Source organism: Nostoc sp. ATCC 53789 (assembly GCF_009873495.1).
In the GTDB taxonomy this organism is placed as follows: Bacteria; Cyanobacteriota; Cyanobacteriia; order Cyanobacteriales; family Nostocaceae; genus Nostoc; species Nostoc muscorum_A.
This window is the reverse complement of sequence record NZ_CP046703.1, coordinates 1,966,113-1,983,935: the sequence shown is the minus strand read 5'-3', so window position 1 is coordinate 1,983,935 and position 17,823 is coordinate 1,966,113. Positions and strand designations below refer to the sequence as shown.

14 protein-coding genes are annotated in these 17,823 nt (G+C 43.4%); 10 read left to right on the top strand and 4 right to left on the bottom strand.

Annotated features, from left to right (window positions below):
- Positions 1-122 precede the first annotated feature (122 nt).
- A complete protein-coding gene (locus GJB62_RS08125; protein WP_114082543.1) occupies positions 123-1,082 on the bottom strand; it encodes a glycosyltransferase family 9 protein in 960 nt (319 codons plus the stop codon).
- Between the two features lie 70 nt (positions 1,083-1,152).
- Here GJB62_RS08125 and ispD point away from each other — a divergent pair, with 70 nt between their 5' ends.
- From ispD to GJB62_RS08110, 3 genes are all read left to right on the top strand, one after another.
- On the top strand, positions 1,153-1,836 hold the full coding sequence (ispD, locus tag GJB62_RS08120) for a 2-C-methyl-D-erythritol 4-phosphate cytidylyltransferase (RefSeq protein WP_114082544.1): 684 nt from the start codon (positions 1,153-1,155) through the stop codon (positions 1,834-1,836).
- A 245-nt stretch (positions 1,837-2,081) separates the two neighbouring features.
- Positions 2,082-2,624, top strand: a complete 543-nt coding sequence (gene scpB, locus GJB62_RS08115; RefSeq protein WP_114082545.1) for an SMC-Scp complex subunit ScpB — start codon at positions 2,082-2,084, stop codon at positions 2,622-2,624.
- A 321-nt stretch (positions 2,625-2,945) separates the two neighbouring features.
- A complete protein-coding gene (locus GJB62_RS08110) occupies positions 2,946-3,293 on the top strand; it encodes a DUF760 domain-containing protein (RefSeq protein WP_012411319.1) in 348 nt (115 codons plus the stop codon).
- 262 nt (positions 3,294-3,555) lie between these two features.
- Here GJB62_RS08110 and GJB62_RS08105 read toward each other — a convergent pair whose 3' ends face one another.
- Entirely contained in the window at positions 3,556-4,764 is a 1,209-nt protein-coding gene (locus GJB62_RS08105; protein WP_114082546.1) for an HhoA/HhoB/HtrA family serine endopeptidase, read from the bottom strand.
- Between the two features lie 298 nt (positions 4,765-5,062).
- Between GJB62_RS08105 and GJB62_RS08100 the strand changes: the two genes are divergently transcribed.
- Entirely contained in the window at positions 5,063-5,956 is an 894-nt protein-coding gene (locus GJB62_RS08100) for a M23 family metallopeptidase (RefSeq protein WP_114082547.1), read from the top strand.
- A gap of 143 nt (positions 5,957-6,099) precedes the next feature.
- Here the strand turns inward: GJB62_RS08100 and GJB62_RS08095 are convergent, their stop codons facing one another.
- The gene (locus GJB62_RS08095; RefSeq protein WP_114082548.1) at positions 6,100-7,128 is read right to left on the bottom strand and encodes an isochorismatase; all 1,029 of its coding nucleotides are present in this window, start codon (positions 7,126-7,128) and stop codon (positions 6,100-6,102) included.
- Between the two features lie 478 nt (positions 7,129-7,606).
- On the opposite strand from GJB62_RS08095, the gene GJB62_RS08090 reads away from it, so the two are divergent.
- Genes GJB62_RS08090 through GJB62_RS08080 form a run of 3 tightly spaced genes read left to right on the top strand, consistent with a single transcriptional unit; the run spans position 7,607 to position 11,410 of the window.
- Complete coding sequence (locus GJB62_RS08090) at positions 7,607-8,230, top strand: 2Fe-2S iron-sulfur cluster-binding protein (RefSeq protein ID WP_114082549.1); 624 nt, start codon at positions 7,607-7,609, stop codon at positions 8,228-8,230.
- Positions 8,217-9,200, top strand: a complete 984-nt coding sequence (locus tag GJB62_RS08085; protein ID WP_114082550.1) for a xanthine dehydrogenase family protein subunit M — start codon at positions 8,217-8,219, stop codon at positions 9,198-9,200. The genes GJB62_RS08090 and GJB62_RS08085 overlap by 14 nt, the downstream gene beginning before the upstream one ends.
- The gene (locus GJB62_RS08080) at positions 9,197-11,410 is read left to right on the top strand and encodes a xanthine dehydrogenase family protein molybdopterin-binding subunit (protein WP_114082551.1); all 2,214 of its coding nucleotides are present in this window, start codon (positions 9,197-9,199) and stop codon (positions 11,408-11,410) included. Before GJB62_RS08085 ends, GJB62_RS08080 begins: the two co-directional genes overlap by 4 nt.
- A gap of 148 nt (positions 11,411-11,558) precedes the next feature.
- On the opposite strand, the gene GJB62_RS08075 is transcribed toward GJB62_RS08080, so the two are convergent.
- Positions 11,559-11,930 (bottom strand): hypothetical protein, encoded by a 372-nt coding sequence (locus tag GJB62_RS08075; protein WP_114082552.1) that lies wholly within the window; start codon positions 11,928-11,930, stop codon positions 11,559-11,561.
- Between the two features lie 632 nt (positions 11,931-12,562).
- On the opposite strand from GJB62_RS08075, the gene GJB62_RS08070 reads away from it, so the two are divergent.
- From GJB62_RS08070 to GJB62_RS08060, 3 genes are all read left to right on the top strand, one after another.
- Positions 12,563-13,249 carry a DUF4142 domain-containing protein gene (locus GJB62_RS08070; RefSeq protein WP_114082553.1) on the top strand — a complete coding sequence of 229 codons (687 nt, stop codon included), beginning with the start codon at positions 12,563-12,565 and terminating at the stop codon, positions 13,247-13,249.
- Between the two features lie 546 nt (positions 13,250-13,795).
- Complete coding sequence (locus GJB62_RS08065; RefSeq protein WP_114082554.1) at positions 13,796-14,938, top strand: XdhC/CoxI family protein; 1,143 nt, start codon at positions 13,796-13,798, stop codon at positions 14,936-14,938.
- Positions 14,939-15,409: 471 nt separating this feature from the next.
- On the top strand, positions 15,410-17,770 hold the full coding sequence (locus GJB62_RS08060) for a response regulator (RefSeq protein ID WP_114082555.1): 2,361 nt from the start codon (positions 15,410-15,412) through the stop codon (positions 17,768-17,770).
- Positions 17,771-17,823 lie beyond the last annotated feature (53 nt).

The following is a 17,823-nucleotide window of genomic DNA, read 5'->3' as shown; positions in this document are numbered from 1 at the left end:
TTAAATACTGAAATAACCGCAAAATCTAGCTGTCACAACCAGGTTTTGCGGTCATTCAACAAACGCATGACTACATTAGATATCCAATAGACTAATTGCAGAAATTAGGACAAACTGCTGGTTTAGCCACCCCAGATTTTCTCTAAAACTGCGTTTGGTGAAACATCCGCTGTTTTTCCTGTGGGGGATGCAATGGCCAGGAATTTATCGTTTTTCGGCAACAATTTAGCTGGATCGGTGGGCCCAAATAGGGCGATGGTATAGGTTTGGACTGCAACACTCAGTTGTAGTGCCGGACTATCAGTAGACAACATCAAATTTGCCCCGGCGATCATAGCAGTTAACTTGCCAATATCATCTGGGGCAGTCACTTTGATATCTGGAGAAGACCCCAGAAGCGATCGCACAAACTGTTCATCGCCAATTCCCTTAACAACCACCACAGGCAGTTCAGGCTGCTTGTCTTGGAAACCTTGAATAATTTGATGCCAACTTTCGACAGGGTAGATTTTATCCAGTTCTTTAGCCTGAGATAACTGGCCAGAACTGCCATGAATCAAGATATAGCCTGTTTCATGCACCCCTAAGCGTTTCTGTTCTTTTTGTGCCCACTCAATATCTGGTTTGGGCACATTTACTGCTAACTCTGGGACAGGACTATTTATTTCCAATGGTTGCAGCAAATCGTGATATGCTGCCGCCGCATACTGGGATGCTTTAAATGGCACAGTGTGGGTCAGAAAAACCGAACCATTGCCTTTGTAGCCAATACGTATGGGAATTCCCGTCAACCAGAGCAAAAGACTAAGCAACCAAATTTGCTTAACAACAATCACAACATCGTATTCGCGATCGCGAATTGTCCCCACCAAGTTACCCCAATCTGCCAGACTATTACGGTCGTTAAAATCAAAGTTCAGCACCTCGTGAACTGACTTGCTCACTCGGTAGGCAGCCTTTGACCGGGGTTCAACAACGACATCTATTTGAGCGTCAGGGTAATTGCGCTTCAGGTCATCTAGAGTCGGAAAGAAGAGAATTTGGTCGCCAATTCCGCCAGGTACAAGGGCTACTACTCGCATAATATTTATTGACGCTTAACTCGCTCCCTATTTTAGGGGAAAATATATAGCTTAAAGATTGAGGAATTCTGTGTATTTACTAATTCCAGCTGCGGGAATCGGAAAAAGAATGGGTAGTAACCGCAATAAACTCCTGCTGAAAGTGCGATCGCAACCAATTATTGCTTGGACTCTATTAGCCGCAGAAGCCGCCAATACAATCAGTTGGATCGGGATTATTTCTCAGCCTACCGATTGGCCAGACTTCAGAGCAATTCTCACCGATCTCAAGCTCACTAAACCAGTGGAATTGATTCAAGGCGGCTCCACGCGTCAAGAATCTGTTTACAACGGCTTGCAGGCTTTGCCAGTAGCCGCAGAACAAGTATTGATTCACGATGGCGCTAGATGTCTCGCCACACCAGATTTATTTAACTCTTGTGCCCAAGCCATTCGCCACTGTCCCGGTTTAATTGCTGGTGTACCCGTCAAAGACACCATCAAAGTTGTTGATGAACAAGGCATAATTCAAGAAACACCCGACAGACAAAAATTATGGGCGGCACAAACCCCCCAAGGATTTGATGTCAAGTTGTTGAAACAGTGCCACGCTGAAGGTGTCCGTCAAGGTTGGGAAGTAACTGACGATGCCGCTTTATTTGAAAAGTGCGGCATCGAAGTCCGAATTGTCGAGGGAGAAGAGACAAATTTAAAAGTGACGACTCCACAAGATTTAGCGATCGCAGAATTTATTCTTACAACTAGAGGCTTTTGAGAAGGGAATAGGTAATAGGGTACAGGGTACAGATTATTTTCTGTAACCTGTCACCTCTCCCCTAATCCCCATGCCCAATTTGAGAGTATCAAACAATATTTTGACAATTTACGATATAATGCCACACACTTGTTGATTGTTAGTTGTCATGTACTAATGACCAATACTTCTCTAACGAGAGGCTACGCCAACGACTACGCTCAGTACAAGTGACTAATGACCAATGACTAATGACAAATGACTAAATGATTACAGCCACAGCGACGAAGATAGAAGCAATTCTCTATTTAAAGGGTAAACCCTTGTCGCTCGGCGAAATCGCCGAGTATGCAGCGTGCGATCGCGCCTCTGTCAAAGAAGGCATAATTGAACTCATGGACAATTATGCCCACCGAGATAGCGCCCTAGAGGTAATAGAAACCCCTGATGGTTACAGTTTGCAACTACGGTCTGATTTTCAGGATTTAGTGCAAACGATGATACCAGTAGAATTGGGTGTAGGTGCATTGCGGACTTTAGCAGCGATCGCCCTCAATAGTCCTATACTCCAGAGCGACTTAATTAACTTGCGCGGTTCAGGAGTATATCAACACGTTCCGGAACTCGTAGAACTTGGTTTTATCCGCAAACGCCGAGACAGCGATTCTCGCTCCTACTCACTCCAAGTAACCCCAAAATTCCATCAGTATTTCCAAATCGAACAACTCCCACAAATACTTTCCAACAACCAAAAGGAAGAACAACTAGAACTAGAACTAGAACTAAAGGGAATAGGGAATGGGGAATAGGGAGCAGGGGAGGCAGGGGGAGCAGGGACAATACTTTTCGGTTAAGGGGGAAAGGGAAAGGGTTTGAATTTCCCTTTCCCCATTACCCTTTAACCTTTCCCCAGACCAAAAGAGAGATTATTGGGTTTAACCGAAAAGTATTGGGAGCAGAGGGACAAGAGGTGAGAACTTGAAACAAGTCTTTCCCCTTGTCCCCAATTCTCCTTGTCCCCAAGTCCTCTTCCCAATTCCCAATCCCAATGACTTATACCCGTGGTGAATGCGCTAGCCTTGTACTATGGTTTAGAGTAGAGTTAGCAATTAAGCTAAATAAAACTGCCAATGGTGTTTAATCCTGACTTTTTAAATGACAACTCCGAGGAACACCCTAATCAACTTCTTTCCGACCACGCTGAGGAATACCCCAATCAGTTACTCAAATATCTACAACATCAGTCTCCTGATGTTCTAGCGAGGATTGCTCAATCCGCTAGCCCTGAAATTAAACAAATCATCTCGCAAAATGTCCAAGGGCTAGTGGGAATGCTCCCGGCAGAAAATTTCAACGTCCAAATCACAACAGATCGGGATAACTTAGCTGGGCTTCTAGCGTCGGCCATGATGACAGGGTATTTTCTGCGCCAGATGGAACAAAGAATGCAGTTAGAGCATTTGTCTAATGGTCAATAGTCAATAGTCAAACATTCTGGGACTATTGACCAAATAATTACTAATTCGTAATTCGTAATTCGTAATTCGTAATTAAAAAAGTTACAGCAGCCCACACTGGATTAAAAATTCAGTGGTTAACAAGACATTTCTAGAGAGTTCAAGCTTCCACTGATAACGTAGCGGTAGCAAATTCGGTGATTCCTGCAAAGAAGCAAGCTACGCGCAGGATCTCTTAGAGAGCGTCTTGCAATTACGAATTATCAATTACGAATTATTTTGACTACTTCCTTTCAGGATAAGCTCCTGATTGTACTTTGAAGGTTTGAATTTTCCCGCTACGATTGACTTCGATAGCTATGATGTCCCCAACTTTGCTGGACTCTACCAGCTTTTGAACTTGGGCCGAGGTTTTGACTGGTTTACCATTAACTTTTTGAATCACGTCTCCAGGAAGCAATCCTCCGCGCTTGGCTGGAGAATCGCCTGTGACTCCTTTAATCACAATCCCAACATCCTGCTGAATGTTCAGTTGATTTTCTTGATTAATCTGCTGTTTTTTGATGGCAGAAAGGTCTGCCATTTCAACACCCAAGAAGGGATGTTCTACACGCCCTTTGGTAAAAAGTTCATTGGCAATGCGGGCGGCGGTTTCAATGGGGATCGCAAAACCGAGTCCTTGAGCATCAGCGCGGATGGCAGTATTAACACCAATCACTTCGCCTTGAGCGTTTAACAAGGGGCCACCGGAATTACCAGGGTTAATTGCAGCATCAGTTTGGATAAAGCTGACTCGCTTATCTGGTACACCAACTTGAGTGCTGGTGCGATCAGTAGCGCTGATAATGCCGATAGTGACAGTATTATCTAAACCCAGAGGGTTGCCAATTGCGATCGCCCACTGTCCTGGTATTAAGTTTTGCGAATTGCCCAGTTTCACAGTTGGCAAATGATTCGCTTTTATTTTCACCACTGCCACATCTGTCACAGAATCAACTCCTACCACCTTCCCCTCTAAACTTCGACCATCCTTGAGGGTGACTTGTACTGTATCTGTATCTGCTACTACATGAGCGTTAGTGAGTAATTCCCCATCCTCGCTCAAAATAAATCCCGATCCTGTACCGCGCTCAATCCGTTCTTCGGGAATTGGTTGCTCATCCTCTCCAAAAAATCGCCGCAAAAGCGGATTTTTTAATGCGTCAGAGATGGGATTGGCAACCTTGCGAGTGGCATTAATTCGCACCACAGCCGGGCCAACTTTTTGCACTGCCGTCGCAATAAAATTCACATTATCGCCTCCAGTAGCCCCAATTGCCCCGCTAGGAGAATTTGGCATTACAGATTCTGGAGGCGAAGCCATTGTCACATTTCTTAACTGTTGGAATGAGGAATTTTGTAGCAGGAGATAGCGACTACCAAACAAACCTGCACCACAGCCAAATACCACTAAGAACAAATAAACACCTAGTTGCTTTAAAGATAACTTCATAACAATTCTGCTTAAGGACAACAATGCAGTTGCTAATTTCTAAGTGTAGTCAAGCTAACGGCAAGTGGACAGATCAATTTACGAGGAATTAAGTATTGGGCATTGGGAATTGGGAAGAGGACTTGGGGACAAGGAGAGTTGGGGACAAGGGGAAAGACTTGTTTCAAGTTCTCACCTCTTGTCCCCTTGTCCCCCTGCTCCCTGCTCCCCTGCCCCCGTTCCCCTCTGCCCCCCGATCTCCCCACTTCCCACACTCTCCATCTAAAATTTAAAGTTAATGCGCTCTTGATCTGTATACATGACTTTACCCTTTCGTCAACTGTTTCTCTGTAGCCTAGTTAGCGCCTTGGGCCTAGTAAGCATACTGCCAAACTTGAACAGTGCTAACGCTGCTGTAGGTGGTTGCCCGATTCCAGCCCTATCTCGCTTCCAACGCCATAAAGTTGTTCGTGGCGAAACTTTGGAGAGCATAGCGCAGCGCTACAATCTCATACCTACAACTATTATTGGCATGAATCCAGCTTTGCAGAATGGCGCACTTGCAGCCGTTGGTAGTGTGCTTCAAATTCCTCCCTACAATGGGATTGTAGTTGAAGTACCTCGTGGTCAAACTTGGCGACAAGTGGCAGCACAATACAAAGTTCGTGCTGATAGCCTTTTTGAGGTGAATGGCTGCCAACAAGACCCCAGAATCGTGTTTGTTCCGGGGGTAAATTGGTCGCCCAATGGCGTTGTAACTAAGTCCCCTTTACCTACTGATGCAGGTACACCAAACCGTGCATCCCTGTCGGGATATCCCTTGGCACAAGTTGCAAATGTAGGATTAGCTTATGGATGGCAAATTAATCCGGCGACAGGTGAAGTTTTCTTCCACAGTGGTGTTGACTTATTAGCACCAGTTGGTAGTAATGTGTTAGCGATCGCTCCTGGAACCGTAGCCTTTGCTAATGACCAAGGTTCTTATGGCAAGTTGGTCATCATTAACCACAGTGGCGGGCTTCAAAGCCGCTACGCCCAGCTTGACACTATTAAGGTTACTGTTGGTCAGCAAGTAAAAAAAGGAGACTTACTAGGAACAGTAGGCACAACTGGCAAACCAACTTCCACTCAACCGCATCTCCATTTTGAAGTGCGTTCTAGCTCATCTCTGGGTTGGGTAGCACAAGACCCAAAGGGTTATTTGAAGAAATGAGGAAATCAGGAAGCAGGGGAGGCAGGGGGCAAGAGGGACAAGGGGACAAGGGGAAAGGGGACAAGAGGTGAGAACTTGAAACAAGTCTTTCCCCTTGTCCCCAATTCTCCTTGTCCCCAAGTCCTCTTCCCAATTCCCAATACTTAATTCCCAAATTCGCTAGATTTTATGATGTGCATTCCTGCCTCTGCAAACCTTGCAAATGCTGCATCTGCCTGTTCTGTGTAGTCCACAATATTTGGAACAACAACGGGAGAAGTGCAATCTTCTAAGAGATAGATTTTTTGAGCAAGGGTAGCATCTACCTCTTTAATTTCTGTTAATAAATCGTCAATTGTCCAGGCAACGCAATGACTTTTAGCTTGACCTCCAATAATAACAGTATCAAATTCTAAAAGTTGCTTAATTAAACGAGTGTTCTTTTGACCAAGTGGACGTTGTTCAAAATCTTCCAACACCTCTGGACGTAAGATCGAATAGTTTTCTGTTAAAGGATTTTCACCCTTGATTTCAAATTGTGTTTGGCTTTGACGAGCAATACTATGGAAAAATATTGCTTCCTCCACCGATGAAACTAAAGCATGACCAATACCGCCCAACATAGAATGATAAGGCCAAATTGTGAGGGGATATTTACCATCTTGGCTGAGTTTTCTAACGTAATGATAAGCGTGTTTTTCTAATAATTCATAATCTCCATTAGTAATACTGTCAGCAACCGTTGGGTTAACCTTCCAGATACCTTGTTCGATGTCTGCTAAAGTTATGTTAGTCGCTGCTGGAGTAGGATGTTCTCCGGCAGCATTCACCCAAAAAATAGGATGGAAGATTTGCGTTGCTGTATGGGTATCTAGAGTAGGTACAATTTTTGTAATTACTCCCAAGTTGCGATAGATAAACTCACATAATCTGACGTTATCATTCACCGCCTCATTCCCAGATTTTCCACCTACAAATAGTTCAAAGTTGGGAATACAAAAAGTATTTTGAACATCAATTAACAATAGGCAAATACCCTTTGCATCTGAGGATGCTGGTTTGATGTCGTGTTGTTTTATCCAAACTTCAGCTGCTGCGGCGATTTGTTGGTAAGGTACACGCCATACCTCTCCTACTTTATCAGGGTTAAAGTGTGGGGGAATTGGTAGTTGGGTTGTTGTTTGGGTATTCATAATTTCAGCTTTCGATTTTATATTAGGATTTACCGACATTCAACGAATTATTCTTTGAGCAAAGCACGATTTTGGATGTCATGGGTTGAGTAACAATACTCTACTCAACCCTAACCTCCAATTATTAATACAGCAATAAATAAAAATATTTTTAGTTCTAGAACAGGATGATAAGTAAGTGGGTATAAATAATTTTTGTTGGATAAGGCAATAGGCAACAGGCAATATATATGAGGGTTTTAGCCTAGTTCGTTTTTCTTTACATAGTTTGATTTTATTGTGCCAACTTATTTAACTAGGGATGATACTTAGGACATAAATCTTCTGGTAGAGAGACGAGAACAAGATGAAATTGTATTCTGTTAACAATGTTATTTTGAGGTAAATATTTAAAAGGTAAAAATGATTTTTACTAAGAATTTAAGCCAGAAGAATTACTGAATATTATTACTCAACAAAAGCAGAATGGAGTAAAAAGATGAAGTTTCGCCTAAGACGGCGTAGATTGGGCCAATTGATGCTCGTCAGTACAGTAGCGACTACGCTCAGTAGTTTTGCAGAGAAAACTGTGGCACAAACTCCGATAAAAAGAACTACCCCCATGCTGAAAAGTTCGATATCTGAAACTATGCAGGTAATATTACAGGTGAACGGAACAAAACATAGTTTGCAAATTGAACCGCGTGTCACTTTACTTGATGCACTTCGTGAATATATAGGGCTAACTGGCAGTAAAAAAGGTTGTGACCACGGTCAATGCGGTGCTTGTACAGTGCTGGTTGATGGACAGCGAATTAACTCCTGCCTGACTTTTGCCATCATGCACACAGATGCTGCCATTACAACTATTGAAGGTCTGGCGCAAGGAGACAATCTGCACCCGATGCAAGCCGCATTTGTTGCCCGCGACGCATTTCAGTGCGGTTATTGCACACCGGGACAAATTTGTTCGGCGGTGAGTTTAGTCAACGAAGGACACGCTAAGTCAGATGACGACATTCGGGAATTGATGAGCGGCAATATCTGCCGTTGTGGTGCTTATCCAAATATCGTGGCTGCTGTCCGCGATGTCTTAGAAGGAAAAAAAGATGCAGCCGTTTAACTATCAAAAAGCGCGACAAGCGGAAAATGCCGTGGCTTTGGTGGCTCCAGATGTCGAAGCCTCGTATCTTGCTGGTGGTACTAGCCTAATCGATTTGATGAAGTTGAATGTGCAAACGCCAAGAGAGTTGGTTGATATTAACCCACTCCCATTAAGCAAGATAGAAATGCAAAGTAACAATCTGCGGATTGGAGCAATGGCACGCAATAGCGACGTTGCTTATGATGCAATAATTCAAAAGCGTTACCCTGTGCTGTCAGAAGCGTTGTTGTCTGGAGCATCACCGCAACTGCGAAACATGGCAACGGTGGGCGGAAATTTGCTACAACGTACCCGATGTTACTACTTCCGCGATACTTCCATGCCCTGCAATAAGCGTGTTCCCGGTTCCGGTTGTGCGGCAATTGAGGGTTATAACCGGATTCATGCAATTCTCGGCGGTAGCGATCGCTGTATTGCCACTCATCCTTCTGATATGGCGGTGGCAATGGTGGCACTTGATGCGGTTGTGCAAACACGGGGACCGAATGGAGAGCGGAGTATTCCACTTGTAGATTTTCATCTTGTCCCCGGCGAGACACCAGAACGGGAAACAGTCCTCCAACACGGAGAGTTAATTGTTGCCGTTGACTTACCTGCTTCACCCTTGGCAGTGCGATCGCACTATTTGAAAGTCCGCGATCGCGCTTCTTATGCTTTTGCAATGGTATCAGTGGCGACGGTGCTAGATATTCAAAATGGCATCATTCGCTCGGCACGCATTGCCCTTGGTGGGGTAGGGACAAAACCCTGGCGTGCCTACGATGCAGAAAAAGCGCTTTTGAATCAGCCAGCAAACCAGGCAGCATTCCAAGCAGCAGCAAATGCTGCCGTTGCTGGAGCTAAACCTCAAAAATACAACGGATTTAAGGTCGAACTGACTAAACGCACCATTGTTAAGGCGCTGACAACGGTAGGAGGGATGGCATGAATACAGGTGATAAAAATACAGTTGTCGGCAAACCACTCAACCGAGTTGATGGCCATCTGAAGGTGACGGGTGAAGCACGCTATGCAGCAGAGTTTCCAGTCGCAAAAATGACTTATGGAGTCACAATTCAAAGTGCGATCGCCAAAGGGAAAATTGCCCAAATCGATACCAAGGCGGCGGAGCAAGTACCGGGTGTATTAGCAGTTATTACCCACCTCAACGCACCCAAAGCTGATGGAGAAAAGGGCGGCGGTCATAAAGTGCAAGTGTTACAAAATAACATTGTGCTGTATAGCGGTCAGCATATTGGTGTCGTCGTTGCCGATACCTTTGAACGAGCGATGTATGCTGCCTCACTCGTACAAATTCGCTATGACGAAGAGAAACCTGCCATCAATATGCGGGATAACCTCGCTAAGGCATACTTTCCTAAAGGTAAAATCCCTAGAGAGGAATCGCCCGATTCATCTCACGGCAATGTCAAACAGGGACTAGCGAATGCTGCTGTGCGCGTCGAGCAGACTTATACCACTCCAGTGGAAAATCACAATCCGATGGAGCCTCATGCTACAACAGCAGTTTGGCAAGGCGATCAATTGCTGTTGTATGACGCAACTCAGGGAATTTTTTCGACTCAACAAAAAGTTGCGGAGGTATTAGGAATTAAGCCTGAAAAAGTCCGCATTATGTCTTACTTTGTGGGCGGTGGCTTTGGTTGCAAAGGGTCGGCTTGGTCGCACGTACCACTAGCAGCGATCGCAGCACGGCAGGTAAATCGCCCAGTCAAATTAGTTCTGGGACGAATACAAATGTATGGCCCTGTCGGCTTCCGACCAGAGACAATTCAACAGGTTTCTTTGGGTGCTACCCGCGAAGGAAAATTAACTGCACTCCGACACACTGGCACTTCACAGACTTCAACTTTTGATGAATTCATTGAACCTGTTGGTAAAAGCGCTCGGATGATTTACGCTTGCCCGAATATCGAAACTAGCCATCGTCTGGTTCAGCTAGATCAGGGAACACCAACCTATATGCGGGCCCCAGGTGAAGCTTCTGGATCGTTCGCCTTAGAGTCGGCAATGGACGAACTCGCTTATGCACTCAATATCGATCCGGTGGAACTGCGTCTGCGTAACCACGCTGATGTCGATCCTACTAAAGGACTGCCTTGGTCAAGCAAGTCACTCATCCAGTGTTACAAGACAGGAGCAGAAAAATTTGGCTGGCAAAAGCGTAATCCTAAACCCCGTTCGATGCGAGACGGCAATTATTTGATTGGTTGGGGTATGGCAACAGCAACTTATCCGACCAATCGTTCTCCGGCATCTGCGATCGCTCAGATTATGGCAGACGGTACAGCCGTAGTGCAAAGCGGTTCTCAAGATATTGGTACGGGTACTTATACTGTCATGACTCAAGTTGCAGCTGATGCGCTTGGTGTACAAGTTGAGAAAGTTCGCTTTGAACTAGGCGATACTAAGATGCCAGAAACTCCCATTTCCGGTGGTTCGCAAACAGCAGCGAGTGTAAGTTCGGCTGTACATTTAGCGGGCAATCAAGCTCGTAGTAAACTTTTGCAACTAGCACTTGCCGATCAAAAATCGCCGCTTTATAGTTCAAACGCTGAAGATGTGATTGCCCAAAATGGTAGCTTTTTCTTAAAGAATAAATCGTCTGTAAGCGAAACATATCAAGCAATCTTGGCACGACATGGAATGAAAATGATCGAAGCGCGTGCAGATGCCAAGCTTGGGGACGAACAAAAGAAGTTCTCAATGCACGCATTTGGATCGCAATTTGCCGAAGTCCGCGTTAACCCTGATTCCGGCGAAGTGCGAGTAACGCGCTGGGTGGGAAGCTTTGGTGTTGGACGCATCCTCAACGCTAAAACAGCCAACAGTCAACTCATTGGTGGGATTGTCTACGGTATCGGTATGGCACTGATGGAACATACGGTTATAGACCCGAATCTAGGACGTGTTGTTAACCATGATTTAGCTGAATATCACGTACCAGTAAATGCAGACGTTCCTGATATTGAGGTGTTATTTGTCGATGAACACGATCCACATATCAACCCGCTTGGTGTCAAGGGGATTGGGGAAATTGGCATTACCGGCACTGCTGCGGCGATCGCTAATGCTGTTTATCATGCCACAGGTAAGCGCGTTCGTGATTTGCCAATTACATTAGATAAATTGTTGTAGTCATTGGTCATTTGTCATTTGTCATTGGGCATGGGCAAGAGGATTTGGGGACAAGGGGAAAGACTTGTTTCAAGTTCTCACCTCTTGTCCCCTTGTCCCCTTGTCCCCTTGTCTCCCCTGCCTCCCCTGTCTCCCCTTCATCTGGCGGTTACGCGATCGCAACGGCCTTTTTACGAGAAGGACGTTTGCGGTCTGATTTTTTCTTCAATCCCACTGCTTGGGCTTGATCGCTATCTGAGCCATATTGCCCGCGCACGACTTCTTTCATCGCTAATACAGCATTATGAAATTCCCATTCTGCTAATCTGGCAGCATCAGCAGCAGCCCGGTATAAAGCTAGTTTCTCAGTTTCGGCTTGTTGAGAAATCAACATCGCCTGATAAACTTCCTGTAACTTTGCAGATGACGCATCAACACGGGTTGTATTGTAGGTGCTGACGGTTTGCAAACCGTGGAATGAGCTAATATCTTGACTAATGGTTTGAGGACGCAAACGGCGTGTTGTATCTTGGATAGTCATAGATGTATAAATATTATTGTGTACATTTAACGTACCCATTAGAACTTAAAATCTATCAGTAAGATTAATTTAGATAGATATTTAGTGAACAATAATTTATAGACGCAAAAGCGCGTAGTGAGACGTTAGCGTATCGGGCCCAGCCAGTCGAATTTCGTGTCTTTACATTGCATTGTGAATGTATCAATTTGCATTGTGCATGTATGGGCTTACATTGTGAATGCATCGATTTGCATTGTAAATGCATCAACTTGCATTATCAACACATCGGCTTGCATTGTGAATGCATCGACTTGCATTATCAACACATCGGCTTGCATTGTGAATGCGTCTTACGGAGTAAGTTTCAAAACACACCTTAGTTAGATTCTCTATGCCAAATTGTCGTGATACTATTCGGCTTATTCCTGTTATTGCTTGTAGGAGGCAATTATAGAGATCGGTAAACGCAGTTTTTAATAAACTGCTTCCGTTTTGGGATTAAAGCAAAACGACACTACAGCAATGAATCCAGATTATCTGGGGTAAATATTAGATTTTAACTCGTCATTAAATTAGCGATCGCACCTAACTATCCGATCGCGACAGTTTTGTGTTTCAAAATACACTTTTATTCAAGGAAAGCGTTGATTATGTCCAACTTCAAAATATTTTCTACTGGTTTAGCAGCGATCGCTTTATCTGTCGCAACTGGTTGCACACCAACTACTCCCCGTGACCAAAATACATCAGAAGTTCCATCTGCTCAGTCTGTGCAAGCAACTGAAAGTCCATCTCCAACTGCTTCCCCAACTGCTTCTCCAACTGTGTCACCAACTGCATCAGGGCAAAATAACCTCAGTTCTTCAGATAGACAATTTATCACTGAAGCGGCTCAAGATGGTTTAGCAGAAGTCCAATTAGGACAACTTGCATCACAACGTGGAACTAGCAATATAGTCAAACAATATGGACAGCGTATGCTTCAAGATCATACCCAGGTCAACGCACAACTCAAACAGTTGGCAGCTCAAAAAGGTGTCACACTGCCAACTAGTATCGGCAGCAATAATCAGCAAATCAAGCAACGTTTATCCAAACTTTCTGGTACTAACTTCGATCGCCAATATCTGAATCAGATGCTTCAAGCTCATGAAAAGGATGTCACGGCATTTCAAACTGAAGCTCAACAGGGACAAGATCCAGATGTGAAAGCATTTGCGGCTCAAGCGCTACCAACCCTCCAAAAACACTTGGAAGAGGTTCGGTCTATTGTTAATCCTGGTGGAACTTCAAATAGCAGCCCAACTAGCACTCCAACTCCAACCAGCACCCCATAAATCCCAAATTTCATCGTTAAAAAACCACAAGAGCAAAAACTAATAACCTTGATTTACGAAGCCGCACAAACAGGCAAAACAATCTCTCTACCTTGTGTATTATCAGGACTGGATGCCACTCGTGACCCCGCTCCTAGAATGCTTCATTAAAATTGAAGCGTTTCTTAAATGCAGAGGGACGCATTAGCATTGCAAAGGGACGCATTGGCATTGCAGAGGAACGCATTAATTTAACTTAGTACAACATTTCATTAATTTGTAACGAATTTCCTGCGCTTACCTTTGCGCTCCTCTGCATTTAAATAAAATTAAATCTTCAAGCAGTTCGTTAAAAAAATTAACTTTCACAAATAGTTATAGCTCAATAAAGTTCAGTTAGCGTCAAAAGCTACCGAAAATGTTGGGTTTCGTTCCTCAACCCAACCTACTATTATCCTTAAATGAAGTGTATTGAGTTATAGCCTTAACTAAACTCTATTAGTTTTTATTGTCACTATCATATCCTCAAGCTTCAAAACTACTATAAATAGAAAAATAAGCAATCAAATGAATGAATTACAAGCAATTTTAGAAGGCTTTGAATCCAGTCAAGAAAGTGGTGAAATTACTTTTCTTGCCACTGTAGTTAAAACTCAAGGTTCAACCTATCGCCGACCAGGTGCTAAAATGTTTATGACAAATACAGGTCGGATGATCGGAACAATCAGCGCTGGTTGCTTAGAGAATGACGTATTTGAGTATACTCAGCAACGAATGTCAGACGGCAAACCAATTCTTGTTACTTACGATCGCACCGCCTCGGAAGATATTCTTTGGGGTTTTGGTTTGGGGTGCAATGGGGTAGTACAAGTTCTCATCGAACGGCTTGAGAGAAAAAGCATACCCAATGCGATCGCTTTTACACAAGAGTGCTTTCATAAAAAACATTTGGGTATTATTGCTACAGTCTTTGCTTTTGAAGGCGAGGTAGATGTGGAACTTGGGTCGCGCTTACTGCTCTATCCAAATGGTAAAATTGTCACTGACATTAAAGATCCAAATTTAATTCAATCTCTGAGTGCAGATTCTCAAGCGGCCTTTGTTAATCAAAAGTCAAGCGTCAATAACTATCAGTTACCTTTAGGCAGTGCAGAAGTTTTCATCGAAGTCATTCAACCACCCACACCTTTAGTAATATTTGGTGCAGGTTATGGCGCTGTACCTGTAGCAAAGTTTGCTCAAGCATTAGGTTGGGATGTTACTGTAGTTGATTGTCGAGCGAATGAGACAACTAAAGCGCGATTTCCTCTAGGTTGTGATGTGATCCTTAGCAATCGAGACATTATACATAAACAGATTTTTATAGATTTTCAAACAATAGCTGTAGTGATGACGCATAATTATCTTGACGATCTAGAAATTTTAAAGATGATGCTACCATCTCCTGCGCGTTATATTGGCGTTTTAGGGACAAAGTATCGCACAGAAAAATTGCTGCAAGATTTATCCATCAAAGGGATACTTCCTACTAGTGAACAATTAAATAGATTGTATAGTCCTGTTGGTATTGATATTGGTGCAGAGACACCAGAAGAAATAGCGATCGCCATCATTGCAGAAATTCAAGCAGTGCTGACAAACCGCAAGAGTAATTTTTTAAAAAATCGTAATCAACCAATTCATAAAAGTTATCAAGACAATTTTAATTAGTGACTAAGTATCTAGGCATAAATAAATTTAAAGTTTGTAGTAAGGACTTTAGTCCTGTTGACATCCTCACCGCCGTGAACGCACTCTTAAGAAGGAGTAATGAGTAACAAGTAATAAGTAATGAGTAAATACCCATTTTTCATCCACTCATTACTCATTACTCCTTACTCATTAGTTTAAAGCCGTGCTGGAAGCACGGGGTTTTAAACCCATTTTCCTGATAATCCTTGCTCTGAGCGATAAATCGCTCACTACAAACTAAGAGTTTATTTTATATTTAATTATGTCTACCTACTTAGCGACATAGTGCTTATCTGTTATGATATTCACCCATAAGTAATTTTCCTTCAAGTTAATTTTTCGATTACTTGATGTTTATCGTGATGTATTTACTGCTTATAAAGCCAATTTGGTCTACATTTTTGTTTAAGTCTTAATAGGATTTCTATATGCAAAAAAAGGTAGGTTGCGATGAGAATCTTGCTGATCGAAGATGACGAAGTTTTAGCGAGTGTTTTGTTGCAGTCTCTTACCCAACAACACTATGCTGTTGAAATAGCAGAAGACGGACAAATTGGTTGGGAATATGCCCAAGCTACGAACTACGACCTGATATTAACAGATGTGGGACTGCCGAAGCTGGATGGTATTACTTTATGCCAGCGCTTACGTTCTAGTGGCTGTTCCACTCCTATTTTATTGATCACAGCAAAAGATGAAACTAGCGATCGCATTCGTGGACTCGATGCTGGAGCAGATGATTATCTAATTAAACCTTTAAATTTGAGAGAACTTCAAGCAAGGGTACGCGCTTTACTACGTCGCGGCGATACTCCCCGTCCTCCAGTGCTAGAAGTTGGAGCATTGCGTTTAGATCCAAGTATTTGCGAAGTAACATACGACAATCAAGTTCTGGATTTGACACCTAAAGAATATAGTCTGCTGGAGATATTACTGCGGAATCCATTGCGGGTTTTTAGTCGGGGAGATATTATCGAACATCTCTGGACTTTTGACGATCCACCCCAAGAGGAAACTGTGAAGTCTCATATTAAGGGGTTACGACACAAGTTGAAAGTAGTTGGAGCCGTAGACTGGATTGAAAACGTTTATGGTTTGGGATATCGCTTAAAATCCCAAAAAACTACTAGTAGTGGAAATAGCAAAAAAGAAATAACTCAAAAAAATCCAGTTCAAAATTCTTCCACACCCGATACATCTCCATCCGTTGAACAGCAGTTTAAGCAAGCAATGAATGGGCTGTGGAGTCAATACCAGGGGCTAATGACACAGCGAATGGAGGTATTGCAACAAGCAGCAGCAGAACTCTCTAGCGGCACACTAACTATAAAATTACGTAATTCGGCTGAACGGGAAGCGCATAAGCTAGCTGGTGTTTTGGGAATGTTTGAGCAAGAAACAGGAACTCAAATAGCACGGAAAATTGAACAGATTTTAGCCAAAGATGGAGAGTTATTAGCAGCCCAAAAACGCCGACTGATATCGCTGATACAAGAGTTAGGCGAATTGTTAAACTTAATGGCACAAAAGCTAGTAGATCAAACTGCTACCTCGATTGAGGAAGAGATAAGTTCTAAGTTACTGCTGATTGACCCTGATTTACAACTGGGTTCACAGTTGCAACAAGTAGCATATTCTATGGGAATGCGTTGGCAGCAAATAACAACGTTAGAAGGTGCAAAAAACTTCTTGCAAACCACATCACCAGATTTAGTAGTGCTAAATGTAGATGAGATCGGGCAGCGAGAGGAAAGTTTAGCATTAATGTTGGACTTAGCAACATACACCCCTCCTATACCTGTTCTGGCACTTGCTGTCACCGATCAACTAGTGGATCGTGTAACTTTGGCTCAGTCTGGGGCGCGGGGTTTTCTCCTCAAGCCTGTCACCGCAAGTCAAGTTTGGGAAACTGCCTCACAAATATTACAGTTTACCCGTTCTTTAAAAGTAAATGTATTAGTCGTTGATGATGACCCGCTTATTTTAGCAGCACTAAGCCCAATGTTAGAACCTTGGGGAATGCGAATCACCGGATTGGACGATCCCCTACGTTTCTGGGAAGTATTACAATCTACTGCACCAGATTTGTTGATTTTGGATGTGGAAATGCCCCAAATTAGTGGTATAGAACTTTGCCAAGCAGTTCGCACAGATCCCCAATGGCAGGAATTGCCAATTGTCTTTCTGACGGCTCACCGAGAGATGGAAACGGTGCAGCAGGTGTTTGCTGCTGGGGGAGATGATTATGTGGTTAAACCTGTTGTGGGGGCAGAATTGCTGGCCAGGATTACCCATCGCTTAGAACGCAGCCGCCTACTCCAGTCACTCTCTACCAAAGATCCCTTAACGGGACTGGCAAATCAATTTCAGTCTAGCCGCGACTTACAGCGCCTAATAGCTCAAGCTGAAAAAAATCAGCAATCGCTTTGCTTGATGATCTTAAATATCAGCGATTTACGCCAAATTAATATCCAGTACGGGCATGAGGCTGGTAATCAAGTATTGCAACGATGGAGTCGGCTATTCCAATCAGCATTTTGCAGTGGCGAAATATTGGGCTATTGGGGTAACGGAGAATTTGTAGTGGGAATTTCTGGATTTACTGAAACTGTAACCCTAGACACAGAGCAGCTTGTTGTCAAACATCGTCTCAGTGAAATTTTAATTAAGCTTCGCCAGCAAGTATTTACAGCTTCAAATGGCGATCGCTTTCAGGTAACTTGTAACTTTGCTGTGGTTGAGTATCCTAATGATGGATTAAACTTACAATCTTTATACCAAGTTGCTAATTCTAGGTTGAAGCAGAGCTAAAAGGCAATAGGAAAGAAGGCTTTTTGAGTATTGGGTAAAGGATGTTAGGACTT